The organism is Angustibacter sp. Root456 (assembly GCF_001426435.1).
Classification (GTDB): Bacteria; Actinomycetota; Actinomycetes; order Actinomycetales; family Angustibacteraceae; genus Angustibacter.
Genome location: NZ_LMER01000003.1, coordinates 1 through 23,945, shown reverse-complemented (window position 1 = coordinate 23,945; position 23,945 = coordinate 1). Strand labels below are relative to the sequence as shown.

Sequence of the window (23,945 nt, the reverse complement as noted above, 5' to 3'; positions counted from 1 at the left end):
CGAGGGTTGCACCCCTCGAGAAGTGGGCGGAACCCTCGAGAAGCGCGGGCCGTCGTCCGGGGACGGCGCACTGCGCCCTTGTCGAGGTCTGCACCCGCTTGTCGAGGGATGCACCCCTCGACATGCGGAGTGTCACCTACTGAACGTGATCAACGGGGCCAACGTCGGCACGGGCGGCGGCGAGGCGCTGGGCGGTGACGGCGTCGGCTCGACCGCCCGCCACGAGCACGAAGCCCCACACGACGGCGAAGACGATCCCGATGAAGAACATCATCGGTACCCACACACCGCTCACGACGAGCACGACCTGCACCAGCCAGCCGAGCACGTACCCGAGGCGCGAGCGCAGCAGGCCGGCGGCGAGCACGGCGAGCAGGGCGGTGACGCCGGCCGCGAGGGCCACGGTGCGGCCGGACACGTCCGAGAGGTCCTTGGCCACCAGGGCGGCGAAGCCCACCACCAGCACCTCACCCACGAGCACCATGGCCGCGAACGAGCGGCGCAGCGACCGCGGCGGACGCTCGCTCACCGCACCCCCAACAGCGTCCGGACGTCGGCCGCCATCGTCACCGAGCCCGTGGCCAGCACCCCGACGCCGAGGTCGCCGTCCTGCTCGGCGAGGTCGACCGCGCGGGCCAGCGCGTCGGGCAGCCGGCCGACCACGTGGACGCGGTCCTCACCGAACACCTCCACCGCCACCTCGCCGAGGTCGTCGGGGTTCATCGCCCGCGACGACGACGTGCGGGTCACGACCACCTCGTCGAGCACCGGCTCCAGCGCGGCCAGGATGCCCTCCGGGTCCTTGTCGGACAGCACGGCCACGACACCCACCAGCCGTCGGAAGCTGAACGCCTCGTCCACCGCCGCCGCGAGCACCTGCGCCCCGGCCGGGTTGTGCGCCGCGTCGACCACCACCGTGGGGCTGCGCCGCACGACCTCCATCCGGCCTGGCGACGTCATGTCGGCCACCGCCACGCGCACCACCTCGGGGTCGAGCCGGTCGGTGCCCCCGCCGACGAACGCCTCGACGGCCGCGATCGCCGTCACGAGGTTGTGCGCCTGGTGCTCGCCGTGCAGCGGCAGGAACAGGTCCTCGTAGTCGCCGCCGATGCCCCGCACGCTGACCAGCTGGCCGCCCACGGCCACCTCGCGCGACAGCAACCCGATCTGCTGGCCCTCGACCACGACGTCGGCGCCGACCTCGCCCGCCCGGTGCAGCAGCACCTCGGCGGCCTCGCGCTTCTGGGTGCCGAGCACGGCGACGGCACCGGGCTTGATGATCCCGGCCTTCTCGGTGGCGATCTGCTCGACCGTCGACCCGAGCAGCCGCTCGTGGTCGATACCGATGGGCGTGATGACGGCGACCTGACCGTCGGCGACGTTCGTGGAGTCCCAGGTGCCGCCGAGGCCGACCTCCACCACCGCCACGTCGACGGGCGCGTCCGCGAACGCCGAGAAGGCCATGGCCGTGAGCACCTGGAAGTAGTTGATCAACGGCTCACCGGCCTCGCGCGCGCGGGCGTCGATGATCTCGAGGTACGGCGCGACGTCGTCCCACGCCGCCACGAACCGCTCCGGACTGATCGGCTCGCCGTCGAAGGCGATGCGCTCTCGGATGTCGGTGAGGTGCGGGCTGGTGAAGCGGCCGGTGCGCAGGCCGAGCTCGCGCAGCAGCCGCTCGATCATCCGCGACGTCGACGTCTTGCCGTTCGTGCCCGTGATGTGCACGACGGGGAAGGCCCGCTGCGGCTCGCCCATGAGGTCCATGAGCGCGCGGATCGCGTCGAGGGACGGGTCGACGTGGTGCTCCGGCGTGCGGGCCAGCACCGCGTGCTCGACCTCCGCTAACCGCGCGGACACGACCTCGGGCTGCTCGCTCGTCACGACAGGTCCTCGCGCTCGCTGATCACGCCGCCAACGGTACGGCAGACTCCTCACCATGGTGACCGACGACGTCGACGCTGCAGCCACCGCGCAGGGCGACTGCCCGCCGGACACACCCCTGCTGCAGCGCATCCGCGAGTCCATCATCGGCGACGACCTCACCCTGCCCGGCCCCTACGGCCCCCGCCGGGTCACCTACGCCGACTACACCGCGAGCGGCCGCTCGCTGGCCTTCATCGAGGACTTCATCCGCGACGAGGTGCTCCCCCGCTACGCCAACACGCACACCGAGTCGTCGGGCACCGGGCTGCAGACGACCCGGCTGCGCGAGGACGCCCGACGCATCGTCCGCGAGGCCGTCGGCGCGGACGACGACTGCGCGGTGCTGTTCTGCGGCTCGGGCACCACCGGGGCCATCGACAAGCTGGTGGCGGTGCTGGGGCTGCGCATCCCGTCCGAGCTCGACGACCGCTGGCACCTGTCGGCGCAGATCCCCGCCGACCAGCGTCCGGTGGTGTTCATCGGCCCCTTCGAGCACCACTCCAACGAGCTGCCGTGGCGCGAGTCGGTCGCCGACGTCGTCACCGTGCCCGAGGACGCCAACGGGCACATCGACCTCGACCGTCTCGCCGCCGAGCTCGCGCGCTACGCCGACCGCCCGCTCAAGATCGGCTCGTTCTCGGCGGCCAGCAACGTCACGGGGATCGTCACCGACACCCACGCGGTCACGCGGCTGCTGCACGAGCACGGCGCGCTGGCGTTCTGGGACTTCGCCGCGGCCGCGCCGTACGTCGAGATCGAGATGACGCCGGACGACGACCCCGCCGCGGCCAAGGACGCGATCTTCCTCAGCCCGCACAAGCTCATCGGCGGCCCGGGCACGCCGGGCGTGCTCGTCGTCCGCAAGTCGTTGCTGCGCAACCGAGTTCCGGCCGTCGTCGGGGGCGGAACGGTGGCCTACGTGAACCCGGCCGAGCACGTCTACCTCGACTCCCCCGAGCACCGCGAGGAGGCGGGCACGCCCGCCATCGTGGAGTCGATCCGCGCCGGCCTGGTGTTCCAGCTCAAGCAGGCGGTCGGGATCGACGTGATCCGCGCGCACGAGGAGCACTTCCTGCGCTGCGCGGTGCGCACGTGGTCGCAGAACCCGGCGATCGAGATCCTCGGAAACCTCGACGCCGAGCGGCTGTCGATCCTGTCGTTCGTCATCCGGCGTCCGGGCGGCCAGTACCTGCACCACAACTTCGTCGTGGCGGTGCTCAACGACCTGTTCGGCATCCAGTCGCGCGGCGGCTGCTCGTGCGCCGGCCCCTACGGCCACCGGCTGCTCGGCATCGACCTCGAGCGCTCGCACGAGTTCGAGCAGGAGATCTCGCGCGGGTGCGAGGGCATCAAGCCGGGCTGGGTGCGGGTGAACTTCAACTACTTCCTGTCGCACGCCGTGTTCGACTACGTCGTCGCGGCCGTCGACGTCGTCGCGCGCGACGGCTGGCGACTGCTGCCCGACTACCGCTTCGAGCCGGCCACCGGCCTGTGGCGGCACCGCGGCGGGCCGGTCGAGCCGCCGCTGCGGCTGGGCGACCTGCACTACGACACCGACGGCGTCCTGCGCTACGACAGCCACGCCGAGCACGCGCCGGAGTCGACGCTGCAGGGCTACCTCGACGACGCGCGCGCCCTGCTCGCCAGCCGCCCCGAGCCGGACCTCACGCCGGGCTCGGGGCCGGATGACGAGTTCGACCGGCTGCGCTGGTTCGAGCTGCCCGCCGCATGCACCGCCTGACTCACGTCTCTGCTCTGGTTAGGCCTGCGACTTCTCGACCCGCACGCGGACCTTCAGGCTGTCGCCGACGGTGGCCTCGCTGACGCCGTCGCCCACGGGTAGCGCGTCGAGGTCGCCGGCGACGCCTACCTGCACGGCCAGCGTCTCGGACATCAGCAGGCCCTGGTGCTCGGTGAGCGCCGCGGCCACCCCACCCTCGGCCGCCACGGTGAGGCGGATGCGGTCGCTGACGTCGAGACCGGCGTCCCGGCGGGCCTGCTGCACCACCCGGACGACGTCGCGCGCCAGCCCCACCGCCTCCAGCTCGGGCGTCACCTCGGTGTCGAGGACGACGAAGCCGCCGCGGGGCAGCACCCCGACGGCCCGGTGCTCGTCGGCACCACCCTCGACGACCATGTCGAGCGTGTACTCGCCCTCGACCAGCGCGATGCCGCCGGAGCTGACCGTGCCGTCGTCCGCGACCTGCCAGTCACCGGACTTGCTCGCCCGGATCGCGGTCTGGACGTCCTTGCCGAGCCGGGGGCCGGCGGCGCGCGCGTTCACCGTGAGCCGCCGCGAGACCCCGAACTGCTCCGCACCCGCACCGGACTCCTCGAGCGTGACGAGCCGCACCTCGCGCACGTTCACCTCGTCGGCCACCAGCGAGGCGAAGTCCTCCAGCGCGCTCGCGTCGGCGTCGACCACCGTGAGCGAGTGCAGCGGCAGGCGCACGCGCAGGCCCTCGGCCTTGCGCAGCGCCAGCGCCGCCGAGCACACCTCGCGGGTGCGGTCCATGGCCGCGACGAGCGCGGCGTCGGTCGGCAGGTCGTCGGCGTCCGGCCAGTCGGTGAGGTGCACGCTGCGCCCACCGGTGAGCCCGCGCCAGACGTCCTCGGCGACGAGCGGCAGCAGCGGCGCGCTGACCCGGGTGAGCACCTCCAGCGTCGTGGAGAGGGTGTCGAAGGCCGCGGTGTCGTCCTCACCCCAGAAGCGCTCGCGCGAGCGGCGGATGTACCAGTTGGTCAGCACGTCGCAGAACTCGCGCACCGACTGGCAGGCGGCGCTGACGTCGTACACGTCGAGCTGGGCCTGCACGTCGGTGACGAGGTCGTGCAGCTTGGCCAGCAGGTAGCGGTCGAGGACGTCGGTGGACGCCGTCGACCACCTCGCGTCATAGCCCGCACCCTCGTTGACCGCGTTGGCGTACAACGAGAAGAAGTACCAGGCGTTCCACAGCGGGATCAGCACCTGGCGCATGCCCTCGCGGATGCCGCGCTCGGTGACGATGAGGTTGCCGCCGCGCAGCACCGGCGACGACATGAGGAACCAGCGCATGGCGTCGGCGCCGTCGCGCTCGAACACCTCGTTGACGTCGGGGTAGTTGCGCAGGCTCTTCGACATCTTCTGGCCGTCGTCGCCGAGCACGATGCCGTGGCTCACGCACGACGAGAAGGCCGGCCGGTCGAACAGCGCCGTCGCCAGCACGTGCAGCGTGTAGAACCAGCCGCGGGTCTGCCCGATGTACTCGACGATGAAGTCGCCCGGGTAGTGGTGCTCGAACCAGTCGGCGTTCTCGAACGGGTAGTGCACCTGGGCGTACGGCATCGACCCGGAGTCGAACCACACGTCGAGGACGTCGGTGACCCGGCGCATCGTCGAGCGGCCCGTGGGGTCGTCGGGGTTGGGCCGCGTGAGGTCGTCGACGAACGGCCGGTGCAGGTCGGTCGGCCGGACGCCGAAGTCGCGCTCCAGCTCGTCGAGCGAGCCGTAGACGTCGACCCGCGGGTAGTTCGGGTCGTCCGACTTCCACACCGGGATCGGGCTGCCCCAGAAGCGGTTTCGGCTGATCGACCAGTCACGCGCGTTCGACAGCCACTTGCCGAACTGCCCGTGCTTCACGTGCTCGGGCACCCAGGTGATCTGCTCGTTGAGCTCGACCATGCGGTCGCGGAACTTCGTCACCTCGACGAACCACGACGAGACGGCCTTGTAGATCAACGGGTTCCGGCAACGCCAGCAGTGCGGGTACGAGTGCTCGTAGCTCTCCTGGCGCACCAGGTGGCCGCGGGCCTTGAGGTCCTGGGTGATGGGCCGGTTGGCCTCGAACACCTGCAGGCCCTCGAACGCCGGCACGATGGAGGTGAACCGCGCGCGGTCGTCGACGGTGAGGATCGTGGGGATACCCGCTGCCTCGCAGGCGATCTGGTCGTCCTCGCCGTAGGCCGGCGACATGTGCACGACGCCGGTGCCGTCGTCCGTCGTGACGTGCTCGGCGGCGATCACGCGGAAGGCGTTCTGCGTGCCGAACCGCTCGGTGTCGGTGAGGAACTCGAAGAGCGGCGTGTACCGGCGTCCGACGAGCTCAGAGCCCTTGAGCCGGGCCACGACGCGGTCGGCGGCGTCGTCCCCGAGCTCGCGGGCGTACGCCGCCAGGCGGTCGGCCGCCAGCACGTAACGCGCGCCCTCGTGCTCGACGACCACGTAGTCGAGGTCGACGCCGACGGCCATGGCCTCGTTGGAGGGCAGGGTCCACGGCGTGGTCGTCCAGGCCATGAGCCGCTCGCCGGTCTCGAGCTCGACCCACACGGTGACGGACGGGTCCTGCCGCTGCTGGTACACGTCGTCGTCCATGCGCAGCTCGTGGTTGCTCAGCGGCGTCTCGTCGACCCAGCAGTACGGCAGCACGCGCTGGCCCTCATAGACGTACCCCTTGTCGTACAACGTCTTGAACGCCCAGATGACGCTCTCCATGTACGGCAGCTCGAGCGTCTTGTAGTCGTTCTCGAAGTCGACCCAGCGGGCCTGGCGGGTGACGTAGTCCTCCCACTCGCGGGTGTACTTCAGCACCGACTCGCGGCAGGCGGCGTTGAACGTCTCGATGCCCAGCTCGAGGATGTCGCCGCGGCCCTTGATGCCGAGCTGACGCTCGGCCTCGAGCTCGGCGGGCAGGCCGTGGGTGTCCCAGCCGAAGCGGCGCTCGACCCGGCGACCGCGCATGGTCTGGTAGCGCGGCACGACGTCCTTGACGTAGCCGGTGAGCAGGTGGCCGTAGTGCGGCAGGCCGTTGGCGAACGGCGGCCCGTCGTAGAAGACGAACTCGTTGCTGCCGTTCTCGCCCGCGGGCCGCTGCTCGACGCTGGCGCGGAAGGTGCCGTCGGCGGCCCAGTAGCGCTCGATCCGCTCCTCGATCTCCGGGAAGCGCGGGCTCGAGGGGACGCCGGCGGGGACGTCGGAGCGCGCGGAGCCGTCGTGGGCGTCAGAGCCGGCCTTGGGGTACGTCATCGGTGCCTCTCGCGGGGTCGTCGCTACCACCACGAGGACGACGTCACCCGGAGAACCCGGGCGGCACCGCGGTACCACCTCGCTTGCCGGCCGATGGCGAGCCACGGCCGACCGCTCGTTCGCCGGCTGGGGTGCGGGCCGGTCCGCCCGGGTCTAGTGAGGCGCCGCCCTGGTGGGGCGGCGCCCGTTCTTCCGGAGGCTCCCCGGTGATGGTCGGTTCAGCGCCTGCCCGCCATGGTAGCGAGCGACCGCGCGGGGCGTCGCGGGCATATCCGGCGTGCCTCGGATGTCCCGGAACGCCGGACACCGCCCATCCGCTGGCGCTAGCGTCGGTCAGCGACACCGGACGGCAGCGGGCTGCCGACACGACGACCCTGCGCTCCGGCGAGGAGGTCCGCATGGCCGACACCCAGCTACCCGGCTCGTTCGTCGCTGCCGACGCGGTGGACGTCGGCGGCCCGGCAGCCGAGCTGCTGAAGCTCTGGCAGCTGCTGCCGACAGCGGGCGCGGACCAGGTCGGCGCGCTCCGCGGGACGCCCGACAGCGTGGCGGTGATCAAGACCGGCATGTCCGCGGCAGCCAAGTGGTGGTCGACGGCCGGGGTCGGGGCAGCCACCCTCACCGCCCTGCTCGCGCAGTTCGAGGCGCTGCCGAAGATCCTGCAGCGCAGCGTCGGCATCGGGCTGCCCGTCTTCACCTCCGCCGTGGTGCTCGGCATCGCCTACATCGTCGCCAACGACGTGCGCGGACGCGCCGACGCCACGCAGGAGCAGCTGCGCAGCCGGGCCGCCGTCCTGCAGGCCTACCTGGCGCTGCTCGCCACCACACGCGCAGCAGCAGCGTCAGGAGCAGGGCAGGCGGCGGGGGCGGCGTCCGGCAAGACCGCGGCACCGTCGTCCGATGAGCTGGACGCCTGGAGCCGGGCCCTGGTCGTGGCGGTCGCCTCGACCGGTAGCGAGCAGCTGACCGGCAACGGCGACGGCAGCACCGGCGTCCTCGGGGCGTTGCGCCAGCTCGACGGCCGCCCGCCCCAGGTGCAGGTCGGCGACGACTGGGTCGACCTCGCGGACGTCATCGACTTCCACCCCTGACCCCGCGGGCAAACCGGGTCGAGAGCACCGGCGCCGATCTGGGAGAATCCCACGCATGCCGACGACGCCCCAGGTGCCCGAGAAGCCGACCCTCGACGGACTCGAGAGCCGCTGGGTAGCCGCGTGGGCCGAGCAGGGCACCTACACCTTCGACCGGACGGCGCCGCGCGAGCAGGTCTTCTCGATCGACACTCCCCCGCCGACCGTGAGCGGCAGCCTGCACGTCGGGCACGTGTTCAGCTACACGCACACAGACCTCATCGCGCGCTACCAGCGGATGACCGGCAAGCAGGTCTTCTACCCCATCGGCTGGGACGACAACGGCCTTCCGACCGAGCGCCGCGTGCAGAACTACTTCGGCGTGCGCTGCGACCCCTCGCTGCCGTACGACCCCGACTTCGAGCCGCCGGCCAAGCCCGACCCCAAGAAGCAGGTGCCGATCAGCCGGCCGAACTTCATCGAGCTGTGCAGCCGCCTCACCGTCGAGGACGAGAAGGCGTTCGAGGAGCTGCTGCGCCACCTCGGCCTGTCGGTCGACTGGTCGACGCAGTACGAGACGATCAGCGACGACTCCCGGGCGGTGGCGCAGCGAGCCTTCCTGCGCAACCTCGCCCGCGGTGAGGCCTACCAGAGCGAGGCGCCCAGCCTGTGGGACGTGACGTTCCAGACCGCGGTCGCGCAGGCCGAGCTCGAGGCGCGCGAGTACCCCGGCTTCTACCACCGCGTCGCCTTCCACGGCCCGGCCGGCGACGTCCACATCGAGACGACCCGGCCTGAGCTCATCGCGGCCTGCGTGGCGCTCATCGCCCACCCGGACGACGAGCGCTACCAGGCGCTGTTCGGCACCACCGTGCGCACGCCCCTGTTCGACGTCGAGGTGCCCGTGCTGGCGCACCCCGCGGCGGAGATGGACAAGGGCGCCGGTATCGCCATGTGCTGCACCTTTGGTGACCTGACCGACGTCCTGTGGTGGCGCGAGCTGCAGCTGCCCACGCGCGCGGTGGTCGGGCGAGACGGGCGGATCCTGCGCGACGTGCCGCAGTGGCTGCCCACCGACTCCGGCCGCGAGCTGTACGGCGAGCTGGCCGGCAGGACGACGTTCTCGGCGCGCGAGGCCGTGGTGCAGGCGCTGCGCGACAGCGGCGACCTCGAGGGTGAGCCGACGCCCACTCAGCGCATGGCGAACTTCTTCGAGAAGGGCGACAAGCCGCTCGAGATCGTCACCAGCCGGCAGTGGTACATCCGCAACGGCGGGCGCGACCCCGAGCTGAAGGCGACGTTCCTCGAGCGCGGGCGCGAGCTCAAGTTCGTGCCGGAGTTCATGGCCCACCGCTACGAGAACTGGGTGGGCGGTCTCAACGGCGACTGGCTGATCAGCCGACAGCGCTTCTTCGGCGTGCCCTTCCCCGTCTGGTACCGCCTCGACCAGGCCAGTGAGATCGACTACTCCGAGCCGATCGTCGCCGACGAGTCCGCGCTGCCGGTCGACCCGTCGTCCGACCCGGCACCGGGCTTCACGAACGACCAGCGCGGCGTGCCCGGCGGCTTCGTCGGCGACCCCGACGTCATGGACACCTGGGCGACGTCGTCCCTCACGCCCCACATCGCGTGCGGCTGGGAGCGTGACCCTGACCTGTTCGCGCGCACGTTCCCGATGGACCTCAACACCCACGCCCACGAGATCATCCGCACCTGGCTGTTCTCCCGGGTGGTGCGGGCCCACTACGAGAACGGGTCGCTGCCCTGGGCCCGCTCGATGATCTCCGGCTTCGTGGTCGACCCCGACCGCAAGAAGATGAGCAAGTCCAAGGGCAACGCCGTCGTGCCCACCGAGATCCTCGAGAAGTTCGGCACCGACGCGGTGCGCTGGCGCGCGGCGATGGCCCGCCCCGGCATGGACTCGCCGTTCGACGAGAGCCAGATGAAGGTCGGCCGCCGCCTGGCCATCAAGGTGCTCAACGCCAGCAAGTTCGTGCTCGGCGCCGGTGCGAGCCTGGACGCCGGGCCGGTCACCGAGCCACTCGACACGGCGATGCTGGCCGCGCTGGCCGACGTCGTGCGCGAGACCGGCGAGGCGTTCGCCGCCTTCGACTACACGCGGGCTCTGGAGACCACCGAGCGCTTCTTCTGGACCTTCTGCGACGACTACCTCGAGCTGGTCAAGGAGCGCGCGTACGGCGACGGGCCGGGTGCGGCGTCCGCGCGCACCGCGCTCGCCACCGCGCTGTCGGTGCAGCTGCGCCTGCTCGCACCGATCATGCCGTTCGTCACCGAGGAGGCGTGGTCGTGGTGGCAGGAGGGCTCGGTGCATCGCAGCGCCTGGCCGACCGTGGCCGAGCTCGAGCGCGCGGTGCCCGCCGTGACGGACGGCGACGCCGCCCTGCTGACCGTCGTGTCGGCCGCGCTGGCGGGCGTGCGAGGTGCCAAGTCGCAGGCCAAGGTCTCGCAGCGCACCCCGGTGACCCGAGCGGTGATCGCCGCCACGGACGCCGATCTGCCCCGGCTGCGCGCGGCCGAGGCCGACCTGCGGGCCACAGGGCGCATCGAGCAGCTCGAGCTGGTGAGCGGCGAGGGCGAGCCCACGGTGACCGACGTCCAGCTCGGTGAGCAGGACGCCGGCTCGCGCTCGGGCGCCGCGTTGTAGGTCCGGCCGTCACCGGGTCGTTCACCGCGTCACCCGCGGTCATCACTCGGACGGCCCAACGTGACTGGAGATCGTCACTCAAGAGCACCATCGAGCCTGCCGATGCACCGGAGGTCGGCGGGAGCGTCCCGCGGACGCGTCCTGCGGAGGGACCGGGCTCATGGGTGGGATCGCTCTGGTCGTCACGACCGTCTGCGTGGTCGTGGCGGTCGCGTCCGCCGCTGCCCTTGCTGTGCTGCTGGTGCTGCGCGACCGCGAACGCGAGCGGGTGGCGCGCCGTGACCCGTTGACCCAGCTGGGTAACCGCACGCTGCTCGCGGAGGCGGCCGAGCAGGTGCTCGCCGGGCTGGACGACCTCGACGGCAACGGCAGCCACGGCCCCGCCCTGCTGCTGGTCGACCTGGACGGGTTCAAGGACGTCAACGACACCCTGGGGCACGTCGCCGGTGACGAGGTGCTGGTGGAGGTGGCCCATCAGCTGGTGGCCGGGGCAGGCAGCGACTCGCTGGTGACCCGGCTGGGTGGGGACGAGTTCGCGATCTTGATCCGCGGCCCGATCAACATGTCGGGCGCGAGCGTGCGGGCCAAGCGGATCCTGGGCGCCCTGACGCTCAACGAGTTCCGCACGCGAGGTGTCTCGATCGACATCCGCGCCAGCATCGGCGTCACGGTGGCGCCGCAGGACGGCCGCACGCTCAACGACCTCATGCAGCACGCCGACGTCGCGATGTACCAGGCCAAGCGCTCGCGGTCCGGTGTCGCGACCTACGACCCGGCCTACGACGACCACTCCACCGACCGGCTCGAGACCCTCGCCCACCTGCGTGAGGCGATGCTCGACGACCAGCTGCACGTGCGCTACCAGCCCGTCATCCGGGCCACCGGCCACGAGCTCGCGGGCTTCGAGGCGCTGCTGCGCTGGGAGCACCCCGAGCGCGGGTTGCTGCTGCCGGCCGAGTTCATCCCGATCGCCGAGCGCACCAGCCTGATCCACGCCCTCACGCGCTGGGTGCTGCTCACCGCCGTCCGCGACGCCTCGCGGTGGCGGGCGCAGGGGCTCGAGGCGTCCATCGCCGTGAACATCTCGCCGGTGTCGCTCGAGTTCGGCCTGCTCGGCATCGTCGAGGAGGTGCTGGCCCTGCACCGCTGGCCAGCCGAGCTGCTCGTCCTCGAGATCACCGAGAGCGCCGTCACCGACAACCCCGAGACCGCACGCGCCGTCGTCGAGGCACTGCGCGACCGCGGGATCCAGGTGTCGGTCGACGACTTCGGCGCCGGCTACACGAGCCTGAGCCAGCTGCGCGGGCTCCCCGTGCACCAGCTGAAGATCGACCGCCAGTTCATCACCGCGCTCGAGCGCTCCCCCAACGACGACGCCGTCGTCACCTCGATCATCGAGCTCGGCCACCGCCTCGGCCTCACGATCGTCGCCGAGGGCGTCGAGACCGAGGCCACGGCGAGCCGGCTGTCGGAGATGGACTGCGACGACCTGCAGGGCTTCTGGTTCGCCCGCCCCATGGTGGCGGCCGAGGTGCTCGAGTGGGCCAGCGAGCACGCGGCGGGCCGGCTGCGCCGTCCCGCCGTCGCCGATGACCCCAGCGACACCCAGGACTCGACCGACGGGGCCACCCTCCCCGCCTGACCGCCCTCTCCCCCCTGCCCCCCTCCCCGCCTGCCCCCTCCCCGCCCGTGATCATGCACGCCAGACCACCCCACCCGCCGTGATCATGCACGCCAGACCACCCCTGTGGATGACGCGCACGGCCAGACGTCGTGGTGCACGACGCTGCCAGGGTGCTCAATGACGGACACCCCTTCCTCGCCGCGCGCGCCCGAGAGATGACGGGACGCCGAGCCCACCGACTCGTGACCGCCGGCACCGTTCGCGAGGTCCTGCACCGCGTCTACGTCGACGCGAACGCGCCGGACGACGTCCAGACCCGAGCGGCAGCGGCCGCCTTGGTGCTGCCGCCGGGCGGCGTCCTCTGCCGCAGCACCGTGGCCTGGCTGCGCGGGATGGGGCGCGTGTGGAGCCTCGCAGAGGACGCGCTGCCCGTCGTCGAGTGCGTCGTTCCCGCCGGACGCACCCCGGTGCGCCGAGCCGGCCTGCGCTGCTACGCCGCGCCGCTGGCGTCCCACGACGTCGTCGACGACCTCGTGCTGCCGCGCACGAGCGACCTGCGGACGGTGCTCGACCTGGCCCGCTGGCTGCCGCGGCCCATGGCCCTCGCGGCCATCGACAGCGCGGCGCACCTCGCGCTGGTCGACCTGGCCGAGGCCGCATGCGAGCTCGAACGCTTCGCCGGCCACCGCGGCGCCGCGCAGGCGCGCGAGCTCATCGGCTACGGCGAGCCGCTCACGGAGTCCTTCGGTGAGTCGTGGCTGCGTCTGCGCATCCTGGACGCCGGATTCCCTCGACCGTGCGCCCAGGTGCCGATCCTCGACGCGTCGGGGCGGCAGGTGTACCGACTGGACCTCGGGGACCCGGCGCGCCGGGTGGGTTTCGAGTACGACGGCGAGGAGTTCCACTCCACCGCCGCCCAGCAGCGGGCCGACGGCGAGCGCCGCGACCGACTGCACCGGGAGTTCGGGTGGCAGGTCGTCGGCTTCCACCGGGGTCACGTCTGGGGTCAGTCGTTGCGGCTCGAGCGGACGGTCGGGGAGCTGCTCGGGCTGGAGCCGCAGATCGTCCTGCGCCGCTGGTGAGGTCTGGCGTGCATGATCACGGCGGGTGGGGTGGTCTGGCGTGCATGATCACGGCGGGTGGGGTGGTCTGGCGTGCATGATCACGGGGGATGGGGGGGGTGCGGTCCTGCATCTCCCAGGCGTGGTCGAGGACGTGCCACGCGATCCTCCGCACGCCGTAGCGCAGGGGCCACGCGCCGCCCGTGCCGCCCGAGCGCACCGCTGCGTCGACGAGCGCCCGCTGCTCGGGCCAGGGCGTGCGAGGAGGGACGGCGATCGCCAGCTTGCGCGCGTAGGCGCGCTCGGCCTCGCGGACGTGGTCGAGCATGGCGGTGCGCTCGCGGCCGCCGCCGCGGGGACCCTTGGCCAGCTCCTCCGGCGAGCTCTCGGCGACGTGGTCGAGCGCCGTCCAGCACGCCTGCAGCAGGTCGGCCTGGCGCGCGGCGTCCGCACCGGTCAGGGAGACGTCGTCCCAGGGACCGGCCACGGCCGGGGCGCCGAAGTCGGTGGTGGTGTCGCCGGCGACGGCGCCGACGACCTCGAGGTCACCGGGCGCGAACTCCTCGCCGACGACGAGCGCGTACCGGCCGGCGTAGGCGAGCAGCGCCTCGAGCGCCGCCTCGTCGCCGTCGCGGGTCTTGGCCCGACGGCACCAGCCGGGCCAGTCGAGGGCGGCGGCGAACGTCCACGTCCGCCCGCGTTCGAGGGCGACGCGGGTCACGACCGGCTCAGGCGGACTTCTCGCGCGGGGTGCGCTTGCGCGGCTCCGGGGTGTCGCGCCGGACGATCGTCGGGTTGACGTTGTCGAGCACGACCTCCTTGGTCACCACCACGCGGGCGATGCCGTCGTCGCTGGGGACGTCGAACATCACCGGCAGCAGCACCTCCTCCATGATGGCGCGCAGGCCACGAGCGCCGGTACCGCGCAGGATGGCCTGGTCAGCCACCGCCTCGAGCGCGTCGTCGGTGAACTCCAGCTCGACGCCGTCGATCTCGAACATCCGCACGTACTGCTTCGACAGCGCGTTGCGCGGCTGGGTGAGGATGTTGACCAGCGCGTCGCGGTCGAGGTTCGAGACCGTCGTGATGACGGGCAGGCGGCCGATGAACTCCGGGATCAGCCCGAACTTCATGAGGTCCTCGGGCATGACGTCGGCGTAGGAGTCGGCCGTGGGGTCTGCAGCGGTGTGCAACTGGGCACCGAAGCCGAGGCCCTTCCTTCCCGCGCGCTGCTCGATGAGCTTGTCGAGCCCGGCGAACGCACCCCCCACGATGAACAGCACGTTCGTCGTGTCGATCTGGATGAACTCCTGGTGCGGGTGCTTGCGCCCACCCTGCGGCGGCACCGAGGCGGTGGTGCCCTCGAGGATCTTCAGCAGCGCCTGCTGCACACCCTCACCGGAGACGTCGCGGGTGATCGACGGGTTCTCGCTCTTGCGGGCGATCTTGTCGACCTCGTCGATGTAGATGATGCCGGTCTCGGCCTTCTTGACGTCGTAGTCAGCGGCCTGGATCAGCTTGAGCAGGATGTTCTCGACGTCCTCACCGACGTACCCGGCCTCGGTGAGCGCGGTGGCGTCGGCGATGGCGAAGGGCACGTTGAGCATGCGCGCCAGGGTCTGCGCCAGGTACGTCTTGCCGCAGCCGGTGGGGCCGATCAGCAGGATGTTGGACTTCGCCAGGTCGATCGGCTCGTCGCCCTTGCGGGCGGGCTCACCGGCCTGGATGCGCTTGTAGTGGTTGTAGACCGCGACCGCCAGCGCCTTCTTGGCGGGCTCCTGGCCCACGACGTACTGCTCGAGGAAGTCGAAGATCTCGCGCGGCTTGGGCAGCTCGTCGAGGCCGAGCTCGCTGGTCTCAGCGAGCTCCTCCTCGATGATCTCGTTGCACAGGTCGATGCACTCGTCGCAGATGTAGACCCCAGGGCCCGCGATCAGCTTCTTGACCTGCTTCTGGCTCTTCCCGCAGAAAGAGCACTTGAGCAGGTCACCACCGTCACCGATGCGCGCCACGTGGGGGTCCTCCCTCGATCACTGCTGTCGTCCCGGGCGGAACGTCCTGCTTGGTCCAGCGACGGTACCCCGCCCGGGGCGGCACCCTCTTCATTGAAGCCTGGTGTCGGGCCCCGCGTCAGCCGTGTACGCCAAGAGCGGACGACCGCACGCGGGGACCGACGCCGGACGCCGGCTCACTCCTGCGCGGAGGCCTTGCGGCTCGCGAGCACCTCGTCGATGAGGCCGTACTCCTTGGCCAGGTCGGCCGTGAGGATCTTGTCGCGCTCGATGTCGGTGCGCACCTGCTCCGTCGTGCGGCCGGTGTGCAGCGCCAGGGTGTCCTCGAGCCAGGTGCGCATGCGCAGCACCTCGTTGGCCTGGATCTCGATGTCGCTCGCCTGGCCGTAGTCGCCGCCCGCCATCGCCGGCTGGTGGATGAGCACGCGGGCGTTGGGCAGGGCGTAGCGCTTGCCCTTGGCACCGGCGCCGAGCAGGACGGCCGCGGCCGAGGCGGCCTGGCCGAGGCAGTACGTCTGGATGTCGGGACGGACGTACTGCATCGTGTCGTAGATCGCGGTGAGCGCCGTGAACGATCCGCCGGGCGAGTTGATGTACATGAGGATGTCGCGGTCGGGGTCCTGCGACTCCAGCACGATCAGCTGGGCGATGATGTCGTCGGCCGAGGCGTCGTCGACCTGCACGCCGAGGAAGATGATGCGGTCCTCGAACAGCTTCGTGTAGGGGTCGAGCCGCTTCATCCCGTAGGACGTGCGCTCCTCGAACTGGGGAAGGATGTAGCGGCTGCTCGGGCCGGGGGCGGCCAGTCGGCCGGACGGCAGACGCAGACCGCCGTCGTACGGGGTGGGGACGCTCATCGCGCTTCAGTCTCCTGATCGTTCGAAGGGTGTGGTCGAGGGGCGGGTCAGCGGTCGGTGCCGCCGCCCTCGCGGGCCTCGCTGGCGCTCTCGACGACGTGGTCGACGAAGCCGTACTCCTTGGCCTGCTCGGCCGTGAACCAGCGGTCGCGGTCGGAGTCGCGCTCGATCTGCTCGAGGGTCTGGCCGGTGTGCTGGGCGATCAGGTCGGCCATCTGTCGCTTGATGTGCAGCATCTGCTCGGCCTGGATCTTGATGTCGCTCGCGGTGCCGCCGATGCCGCCGGACGGCTGGTGCATCATGATCCGCGCGTGCGGGGTCGCGTAGCGCTTGCCCGGGGTGCCCGCGGAGAGCAGGAACTGCCCCATCGAGGCGGCCAGGCCCATCGCCACGGTGGCGACGTCGGGCTTGACGAACTGCATCGTGTCGAAGATCGCCATACCGGCCGTGACCGACCCGCCGGGCGAGTTGATGTAGAGCCAGATGTCGCGCTCGGGGTCCTCGGCCGCCAGCAGCAGCAGCTGGGCGCAGATCGCGTTGGCGTTCTCGTCGCGCACCTCGGAGCCGAGGAAGATGATGCGCTCCTTCAGCAGCCGGTTGTAGATGGAGTCGTCCAGGCCCATGCCCTGCGCGGGCCCCTGGGCCGTGACGGTGCCGAACTCGCTCACGCTGTTCTCCCGATCCTCAAAGTGACTGCCGGCTCGAAGCGGTGGCTCCGTCGCCGTCCTGCATGGACCCTAACGTCGCCCCCCGACGGTCCACTCCCGGGACGGCCGCGTGTTCGCCGTGAGCGCAGCAGGCCCGGAGGGGCCTCTAGGGTCCTGCCATGGACGTCGGCCGCGTGCTCTCCCTGCACCGTTACCCCCTCAAGTCGGTCGGCGGAGAGTCGCTCGACGCCGCCGACGTCACGGCGCGAGGGCTCGCGCACGACCGGCGCTGGGGGGTCTACCTGGAGGACGGCGGCATCGGCAGCGGCAAGACCACGCGCCGCTTCCGCCGCGTGGACGGCCTGCTCGACCTCGCCTCCCGGGTGGTCGACGGTGAACTCGTCGTGGTGCTGCCGGGCGGCGAGGAGCTGGCCGGAGACGACCCGGCCACGGCGGCGCGCCTGAGCGACCTGCTCGGCACCCCCGTGACCGTGCGCGAGGAGACCACGGTGCGCCACCACGACGAGTGCCCGGTGCACGTGGTGACGACCGGGTCGCTGCGGGCCTGGAGCGACCTCGTCGGCGACGGCGTCGACCCCCGCCGGGCCCGCGCCAACGTCGTGGTGGACGTCGAGGGCGATACCTTCGCCGAAGACGCCTGGCAGGGCCGTCGCCTGCGGCTCGGCGGCGTCGAGCTGACCATCGGGGCGGGCATGCCGCGCTGCGTCATGGTGAACGCGGGCCAGCCCGGCCTCCCGCGCGACAGCCGCTACCTCAAGGCGCTCGGCGCCCGGGACGTCCGGCTCGGGGCGATGGCGGACGTCGTCACCGCAGGCACCCTCGCCGTGGGCGACACCGTCACGCTCCTCGACTGACCACTCGCCAGCCGCGGACGCGCGAAGGGCCCCGGACGTCGTCCGGGGCCCTGGTGCGGTGATGCTCAGTGCGTGTGCTCGGTGTCCTCGTCGGCGTCCTCGTCGGACTCCTCGTCGGACTGCTCGAGGTCGGCCACCTCGTCGGCCTGCGGGCGCAGGGCCTCGAGGTCGACGGTGTTGCCGCTCTCGTCGGTGACCTTGGCCTGCTCCAGCGCGACGGCGAGCGCCTTGCGGCGGGCGACCTCAGCCACCATGGCCTGCACCTGGCCGGCCTCGTCGACCGCCTTGGCGAAGGCGTCGGGCGACATGCCGTACTGCTGGGCGCTCATCACGAGGTACTCGACGAGCTCGGGCTGGGTCACCGAGACCTTCTCCTGCTCGACGATGGCGTCGAGCAGGAACTGCGCCTGCAGGGCCTTGGTGGCGTTCTCGCTGACCTCGGCGCGGTGCTCGTCGTCCTCGAGCCGGTTCTCGTTCTCCAGGTGCGAGTGCACCTCGGCCTCGACCAGCGCCGGCGGCACCGGGATGTCGGCTGCCTCGAGCAGGGCGTCGAGCACCTTGTCGCGGGCCTGCACGCCCTGCTGCATCTTCTTGGCGCGCTCGACCTGGCCGCGGATGTCGGCGGTGAGCTCGTCGAGGGTGTCGAACTCGCTGGCGAGCTGGGCGAAGTCGTCGTCGAGCTCGGGCAGCTCGCGCTCCTTGACCGACTGCACCGTGACGGTGACCTCGGCGTCCTGACCCTCGCGGTCGCCGCCCGCGAGCGGCGCGGTGAAGGTCTTGGTCTCCCCCGCGCTCATGCCGACCAGCGCCTCGTCGAGGCCCTCGAGCATGTTCTTGCTGCCGATCTCGTACGACACCCCGGTGACGGCGTCGATCTCGTCGCCGTCGATGTCGGCCTTGAGGTCGATCGAGACGAAGTCGCCCTCAGCGGCGGCGCGCTCGACACCCACGAGGGTGCCGAAGCGCTGGCGCAGCGCGGTGATCTCGGCGTCGACGTCGTCGTCGGCCACGGCGACGTCGTCGACCGTGACGCTGAGGGTCGAGAAGTCGGGCACCTGCACGTCGGGGCGCACGTCGACCTCGATGCTGAACTTCAGGTCACCGTCCGACGCCGGGTCGGGCGCCTCGGTGATCTCGACCTCGGGCTGGCCGAGGGGGCGGATCTTGGCCTCCTCGACGGCCTGACCGTAGAAGGTGGGCAGCGCGGAGTTGATCGCCTCCTCCAGGACGGCGCCACGGCCGACCCGCTGGTCGATGATGCGCGCCGGCACCTTGCCCCGACGGAACCCGGGGATCTGCACCTGCGTCGCGATGGTCTTGTAGGCGGCGTCCAGGCTCGGCTTGAGCTCGTCGAACGGCACCTCGACGGTGAGCTTCACCCGGGTGGGGTTGAGGTTCTCGACGGCACTCTTCACTGCGCTGGTCTCCTGGGGTTGCGATCGGCGTGGCGGGATCGGGCACGCGATCGACCATGCTATCGGCGCCGCGCGCGCCCACCCAATCGTGCTGGTCGGATCGTGCTGGTCGGATCGTGCTGGTCGGATCGTGCTGGGGTCGTGCTGGTCGGGGTACCCGGATTTGAACCGGGGGCCTTCCGCTCCCAAAGCGGACGCGCTACCAAACTGCGCCACACCCCGCCCGCGCGCCGACCGTCGTCCGAAGCCGACCGCGAGGCCGGTACCCTGGGACGGCGGACCGCTCCGGACGACGACTGACGTCGACCGGACCGCACGCGGATGTAGCTCAATGGTAGAGCCCCAGTCTTCCAAACTGGCTACGCGGGTTCGATTCCCGTCATCCGCTCTCTGATCGGAGACGCTGCTCCCACGCTCTCTCACCTGGGCAAACACTGCGCAACCGTGGCTTGGCTCCGTCGAGCGGCTGAGGTGCCGGACAGGGGCAGAGCCACCGGAGAGCCACTAACGCGTGGAGTTCGCCTCCGAGCCGGCCGCCTTGGGCAGCGGCACGGCGAACGCGGACAGCCGGTTAGCGATCTCGACGTCACGGCTCTCGGCAACGTGCTGGTAGACCATGCTCGCTGCGACCGTGCGGTGCCCGGCCCGCGCCTGCAGCTCCTTGAGGGTCGCTCCGGCCTGGGCGGCGTACGTCAGTCCGGCGTGCCGGAAGTCGTGGAAATGAACGGTCGGCAGACCCACCTCGGCGCGAGCCTTGCGCCAAGCGAGACCGATGTGATGGCGGGCCAGTGGAAGGCCGCTCGGGTGGGTGAACATCGGAGCCGAGGGCAGGGCGAGGTTCGCGGCCAGGTGCTCGGCGAGGTCGGCGGCGACTCCTGGCGGGAGCGTGACCGTCCGAGCCTGCCCCGTCTTGGTGTCGGTGATCTGGGTCGACCCGTCCTTGAGGCGGACCAACTGCCGCTCGACGCGAAGGGTGCGGGCGTCCGGGTTGAAGTCACCTCGGCGGAGCCCGAGCACCTCCCCCAGCCGCAGGTGCCCGAACAGGGTGACGGTGGTCATCACGTGCATATGGGCGGGCATGGCGGCGATGAGCGCGGCGGCCTCCTTAGGTGCGACGTAGGGGCGCTCGGGCGCCTTGGCGACGCCGGCCCCACGGATGCGGCAGGGGTTGCTGGGGACGAGGCCGTCGTCCACCGCTTCGCGGAACACCGAGCGCAGTAGCGCGTAGGCCTGGCGGGTACGGGCCTTTCCTGTCACCTTGAGCCGGCCAGCGCGCCAGCGCTCAACGTCGGCTGGCCGCACCTTCCCGATGGGGTAGTCGCCCAACACGGGCACGATGTGCAGCCGGAGGAGGTCGTCGTACAGCTCGCGAGTGCGCACGGCTAGGGTCCGCCCAGCGATGACGCGCTCGGCGTACTCGGAGAGCCGGGTCGCCTGGTCCTTGGGGTCGAACCAGCGGCCCGTGCGCATGCGCTGCTCGATGGCGTCGAGTTCGACCTCGGCCTGGCGGCGGGTCGGGAAGGTGCGGTCTGCCTGACGCTCTCGGCCGTCCGGTCCCTTGTAGCGGGCTTGCCATCGGCCGTTGGCTTGCTGACGGACGGAGCCGAAGCGTCGGCGCTTGCGTGGGGTGGTCACTCGGTTTCCTCGCTCATCTTGCTTACTACCGATGAGCGGAGAAGTTGTCCGCCGAGGCTAGGCCGACAGCGCGAGCGGTGGTTGATCGTGAGTAGTCGGTACATGACCAATTCTACCCGCGTTGGTTGCCTTGTGTACGCCAAAGCCTTACTGGCGCAACATGTCTCACATGAGCGCGGCGGTCACCAATTCAGGAGTGCGGAGGCGCAACGCTCGCTCGGATCAGGGCTGCCGTGGCTGGTGGCGTAGCAGGACACGGAACCGAGGACGGCGCGTTGGCGGCGGCCTGCGCTATGACCCCGTTGGTCCACGCGCTCCAGACGCGCAGCGGCATCGTCACGTATGCGTCCTCGACCGAGCGGCCACGGCGATGCTGGATGCAGCCGTACAACTGGTGGCCGTCGTGGGCTGCTGCCTTCGCTGCGGAGGTCAGGGCTCCGGACAGGTCCATGGTCCGCTCGTTACGGACGAGGATCGTCCATGGTGCGTCGAGGACGATGGAACCCGCCGGGAGAGCGAGGCGGTCGGCGGGGGTGGGCTCCTTGGGCTCGGGTCGCCGGGCGGCCTCGGGATGGCCGTGCCGTCGCAGGTAGTCGATGACGTCGTCTCGGAAGCGGGCCGTGGCCGCCTTGTTGGAAGTCACCGGTTGACGTAGCCGAGCGTGCGCGAGCAGGCAGACGGGTCGATGCCGTACTTCGCTCGCACCTTGGCGAGGGCCTCGGTGCGCTCGCGCTCGGTCGGCAGGGTATTGGCGGCGGCGCGGGCATCGGCGCGTGCTTGGTCCCAGGCGAAGGAGCCGGGCTCGATACGTTCCACGCCGGTCGGCCACGGGCCGGGGCGCATCAACACTCGGCCAAACTCTCGTCGCTGGCCCTCGTCGTCTCCGAGCAGCTCAAGCAGACGCCAGCGGCCATCCCTCCCCCGGTTGGCGGCGATGATCTCGGCGGTGAGAAGGAATTCGCTGCCGTGCTCGCACAGGATGGACACCTGGGCCGGTCCCATGCCTGTGTGGACGGCGACGGTGCCGAGGAAGTGCACCATCACCCCGGTCTCGCCCTGTGACTGCGCGATCTTGGTCATGACTGCTCCTTGTGTGTCTAGTGAGGCCCGAGGGCGGACGGCCGTGGCGAGGCGGATCCCTCGGGCCTCGGCTTGAGGTCGGCGGACGCCGGGGGCCGCGGAGCACGTTCGGAGTCGCTGGCGAGGCGCAGGAAGCCGTCTGCCAGGTCGAGGGCGCCACGGGCGCGGAGGCTCGCTGCGATGTCGCGAGCGACCTGTGGGTGAGACCCCAGCACGGCGGCGCACGACGCAGCGAGCGCTTCAGCCTCCAGCCGCTGCTGGACCGGCGTCCCGACGATGCGCGTGGTGGTGGAGTGCATGGTCTCCGGCAGCGATGACGCGACGATGTCAGCGGCGGCGTCCGCGCCGTCGGCGTAGAGCCGTTCGGCGAGGCGGCGAGCGATCGAGGGCCAGCCCTTCAGGGCGTCGCGGGCGGCGATAGCGACCGTGAGGCCAGCCGGGTCCGGTGCCAGGTCGACCTCATCATGCGGTGCGGTACAGCGCCCGATATGTCTGGCAATAGCGTCTTTCGACAGTCTGTGGCCCTCGGCGGTCATGGTGGCCGCGATGCTCCGCAGGGTCTCGCCGCTGCGGTGCAGCTCGACCACCCGCGCTCGCGGGATGGCTGGAAGCCGGCAGACGGTGCAGGGCGTGGACATGGTCAGTCGTCCATCGGGTGATGGCCGTTGAGCGCCTGCCACATGGCGCTGTAGCGGTCGACCTGCTGGCTTACGTAGATGACGGTCGGCGCGCCGAGGTCCGCCAACAGGAGTTCGGGCTCGTCGCTGGGCTCGTAGGCGCGGCTGCCGAACCCCTCGCTCGTCAGGGCCAGCACGTCGCGGCGGGAGAGGCGCGAGCGGGCAAGGGCTGCGGAGTTGAGCCAGAGCGTCATGCCGGGACTATCGGATGCTGGCCCGTCGAGACCTCGGAGTGTGTGCTGCTCCATCAGCGCCGACCGACCCGCGCACCTCGCAGAGGCGTCGAGGCCGATGGCGGGTGGGCGCTGGACGCGAGCCGCGCGGTCGCTCACCGCGGATCGGCAGCGGAGCCATCCGTATCGGTGCCCGCAATGGCGCGTTGACTGGAACTCAAGTTCATCTTGAATGGGTCGATCCACGAACGTGGCAGACAGCCGACAGCCGACCAGTGCCGAAGCATCGGACGCCACCGGCCCATGCATGCGTGGACATCGGCTCGAGCGAAGCGATCTGGACGAGGCCGCGATGAGCGTTGCGGATGGCACTGGCCTCAAGGAGTCAGGTCGGTCACAAGATGGCCGGTCAGCCAAGAGGCTGCGGTCGCGACTCTGGTCAGCGCTTTGCATGGGCGTTAGCGCTCTCATACATGTTGTTGTTGTGCTCGCGCTCCTTGCTCTCGTGCTGGTCGCGCTGCGCTGGCTCGTGACTGAGTGGATGACGACCGAGTGCACACGAGTGACCAGTTGCTGAACGTCGGTGGGCGCGCCGCCCCTGAGCGCCTACAGGAGCGGGCGGCTGGACCCTACTGCCCCCAGCCGAGGGGCTGAACTCCTCCGGAGGGTTCAGAGAGCGGCCCAGGTGAGCCGTCACGCTCCCTCGCCCGGCCAGGGTTCCTCAGGTGGCTGGTGAGCAGCTTGGCTGCCGTCTCGCGGATGAGCGGCTCGACGCCGAACGAGCGGGGGCCCAGGCCGGGCTGCGGCCGGTGGAACGTCTTGCCGCTCTTGGCCGACACCGAGGTCGCCGGGGTGGTGACGTCGGCGAAGTCCGGAGAGGCGAAAGGGCACGAACCGAGACCGCACGCCTCTGGCACGTCGCAGCGGAACTGCGGGCGGCAGGAGCACTCCTGGATGGCGCCGGTGACGGCTTCGCGGATCTGAGCCCGGACCTCGTAGACGAGCCTCTTCCGGATGATCACGGACGCCCGGCTGGCCATCGCGACCGCGTAGCCGACGTCCACGCGGTAGGCGACGAGAGCGGCGGCCATGACGTCGGCGTAGACGGCGGGGTCGACCGGGCGTCCTCGCTTCACCATGCCGCCACCTGCGCCGGTGGCTGGTGTCAACGACGGGTGAAAACGGACCCCCTGGCGTCGTGTGAAAGTGGACCCCTCTCGTGGTGT

At 71.1% G+C, this 23,945-nt stretch carries 19 protein-coding genes and 2 tRNA genes; 7 read left to right on the top strand and 14 right to left on the bottom strand.

Going from position 1 to position 23,945, the window contains the following annotated elements:
• Positions 1–136: 136 nt before the first annotated feature.
• Together ASD06_RS03975 and ASD06_RS03970 are read right to left on the bottom strand one after the other, a co-directional pair.
• Positions 137–529 (bottom strand): DUF4233 domain-containing protein, encoded by a 393-nt coding sequence (locus tag ASD06_RS03975; RefSeq protein WP_056673542.1) that lies wholly within the window; start codon positions 527–529, stop codon positions 137–139.
• A complete protein-coding gene (locus tag ASD06_RS03970) occupies positions 526–1,884 on the bottom strand; it encodes a folylpolyglutamate synthase/dihydrofolate synthase family protein (protein WP_056673540.1) in 1,359 nt (452 codons plus the stop codon). Before ASD06_RS03970 ends, ASD06_RS03975 begins: the two co-directional genes overlap by 4 nt.
• A 55-nt stretch (positions 1,885–1,939) precedes the next feature.
• On the opposite strand from ASD06_RS03970, the gene ASD06_RS03965 reads away from it, so the two are divergent.
• Positions 1,940–3,667 (top strand): aminotransferase class V-fold PLP-dependent enzyme, encoded by a 1,728-nt coding sequence (locus tag ASD06_RS03965; RefSeq protein WP_056673537.1) that lies wholly within the window; start codon positions 1,940–1,942, stop codon positions 3,665–3,667.
• An 18-nt stretch (positions 3,668–3,685) separates the two neighbouring features.
• Here the strand turns inward: ASD06_RS03965 and ileS are convergent, their stop codons facing one another.
• Entirely contained in the window at positions 3,686–6,928 is a 3,243-nt protein-coding gene (gene ileS / locus ASD06_RS03960) for an isoleucine--tRNA ligase (RefSeq protein WP_056673534.1), read from the bottom strand.
• A gap of 398 nt (positions 6,929–7,326) precedes the next feature.
• Between ileS and ASD06_RS03955 the strand changes: the two genes are divergently transcribed.
• From ASD06_RS03955 to ASD06_RS03940, 4 genes are all read left to right on the top strand, one after another.
• Positions 7,327–8,019 carry a hypothetical protein gene (locus tag ASD06_RS03955; RefSeq protein WP_056673531.1) on the top strand — a complete coding sequence of 231 codons (693 nt, stop codon included), beginning with the start codon at positions 7,327–7,329 and terminating at the stop codon, positions 8,017–8,019.
• A 55-nt stretch (positions 8,020–8,074) separates the two neighbouring features.
• The gene (gene valS, locus ASD06_RS03950) at positions 8,075–10,663 is read left to right on the top strand and encodes a valine--tRNA ligase (RefSeq protein WP_056673528.1); all 2,589 of its coding nucleotides are present in this window, start codon (positions 8,075–8,077) and stop codon (positions 10,661–10,663) included.
• A 160-nt stretch (positions 10,664–10,823) separates the two neighbouring features.
• Complete coding sequence (locus tag ASD06_RS03945) at positions 10,824–12,305, top strand: bifunctional diguanylate cyclase/phosphodiesterase (protein WP_056673525.1); 1,482 nt, start codon at positions 10,824–10,826, stop codon at positions 12,303–12,305.
• Between the two features lie 152 nt (positions 12,306–12,457).
• On the top strand, positions 12,458–13,369 hold the full coding sequence (locus ASD06_RS03940) for a hypothetical protein (RefSeq protein ID WP_157371492.1): 912 nt from the start codon (positions 12,458–12,460) through the stop codon (positions 13,367–13,369).
• 16 nt (positions 13,370–13,385) lie between these two features.
• On the opposite strand, the gene ASD06_RS03935 is transcribed toward ASD06_RS03940, so the two are convergent.
• The 4 genes from ASD06_RS03935 to ASD06_RS03920 all read right to left on the bottom strand — a co-directional run bounded on the left by ASD06_RS03935 (position 13,386) and on the right by ASD06_RS03920 (position 16,840).
• A complete protein-coding gene (locus tag ASD06_RS03935; RefSeq protein ID WP_056673519.1) occupies positions 13,386–14,069 on the bottom strand; it encodes a hypothetical protein in 684 nt (227 codons plus the stop codon).
• Between the two features lie 7 nt (positions 14,070–14,076).
• Positions 14,077–15,360 (bottom strand): ATP-dependent Clp protease ATP-binding subunit ClpX, encoded by a 1,284-nt coding sequence (gene clpX, locus ASD06_RS03930; RefSeq protein WP_056673516.1) that lies wholly within the window; start codon positions 15,358–15,360, stop codon positions 14,077–14,079.
• Positions 15,361–15,536: 176 nt separating this feature from the next.
• A complete protein-coding gene (locus tag ASD06_RS03925) occupies positions 15,537–16,217 on the bottom strand; it encodes an ATP-dependent Clp protease proteolytic subunit (protein WP_056673513.1) in 681 nt (226 codons plus the stop codon).
• 47 nt (positions 16,218–16,264) lie between these two features.
• Positions 16,265–16,840, bottom strand: a complete 576-nt coding sequence (locus ASD06_RS03920; protein WP_056673697.1) for an ATP-dependent Clp protease proteolytic subunit — start codon at positions 16,838–16,840, stop codon at positions 16,265–16,267.
• 203 nt (positions 16,841–17,043) lie between these two features.
• Here ASD06_RS03920 and ASD06_RS03915 point away from each other — a divergent pair, with 203 nt between their 5' ends.
• Positions 17,044–17,739, top strand: a complete 696-nt coding sequence (locus tag ASD06_RS03915; protein ID WP_056673509.1) for an MOSC domain-containing protein — start codon at positions 17,044–17,046, stop codon at positions 17,737–17,739.
• Between the two features lie 65 nt (positions 17,740–17,804).
• Here ASD06_RS03915 and tig read toward each other — a convergent pair whose 3' ends face one another.
• Both tig and ASD06_RS03905 read right to left on the bottom strand, forming a co-directional pair.
• Positions 17,805–19,154 (bottom strand): trigger factor, encoded by a 1,350-nt coding sequence (tig, locus tag ASD06_RS03910; protein WP_056673506.1) that lies wholly within the window; start codon positions 19,152–19,154, stop codon positions 17,805–17,807.
• Between the two features lie 145 nt (positions 19,155–19,299).
• Positions 19,300–19,376, bottom strand: a tRNA-Pro gene (locus tag ASD06_RS03905).
• 95 nt (positions 19,377–19,471) lie between these two features.
• On the opposite strand from ASD06_RS03905, the gene ASD06_RS03900 reads away from it, so the two are divergent.
• Positions 19,472–19,542 (top strand) — tRNA-Gly (locus ASD06_RS03900).
• A 116-nt stretch (positions 19,543–19,658) separates the two neighbouring features.
• On the opposite strand, the gene ASD06_RS03895 is transcribed toward ASD06_RS03900, so the two are convergent.
• The 5 genes from ASD06_RS03895 to ASD06_RS03870 all read right to left on the bottom strand — a co-directional run bounded on the left by ASD06_RS03895 (position 19,659) and on the right by ASD06_RS03870 (position 23,858).
• Complete coding sequence (locus ASD06_RS03895) at positions 19,659–20,789, bottom strand: site-specific integrase (protein WP_056673503.1); 1,131 nt, start codon at positions 20,787–20,789, stop codon at positions 19,659–19,661.
• A gap of 639 nt (positions 20,790–21,428) precedes the next feature.
• On the bottom strand, positions 21,429–21,869 hold the full coding sequence (locus ASD06_RS03885; protein WP_056673497.1) for a hypothetical protein: 441 nt from the start codon (positions 21,867–21,869) through the stop codon (positions 21,429–21,431).
• Between the two features lie 17 nt (positions 21,870–21,886).
• Positions 21,887–22,405 carry a hypothetical protein gene (locus tag ASD06_RS03880; RefSeq protein WP_157371491.1) on the bottom strand — a complete coding sequence of 173 codons (519 nt, stop codon included), beginning with the start codon at positions 22,403–22,405 and terminating at the stop codon, positions 21,887–21,889.
• A 104-nt stretch (positions 22,406–22,509) separates the two neighbouring features.
• Entirely contained in the window at positions 22,510–22,740 is a 231-nt protein-coding gene (locus tag ASD06_RS03875; protein WP_056673492.1) for a hypothetical protein, read from the bottom strand.
• Positions 22,741–23,348: 608 nt separating this feature from the next.
• A complete protein-coding gene (locus ASD06_RS03870; protein ID WP_056673489.1) occupies positions 23,349–23,858 on the bottom strand; it encodes a hypothetical protein in 510 nt (169 codons plus the stop codon).
• Positions 23,859–23,945: the final 87 nt, after the last annotated feature.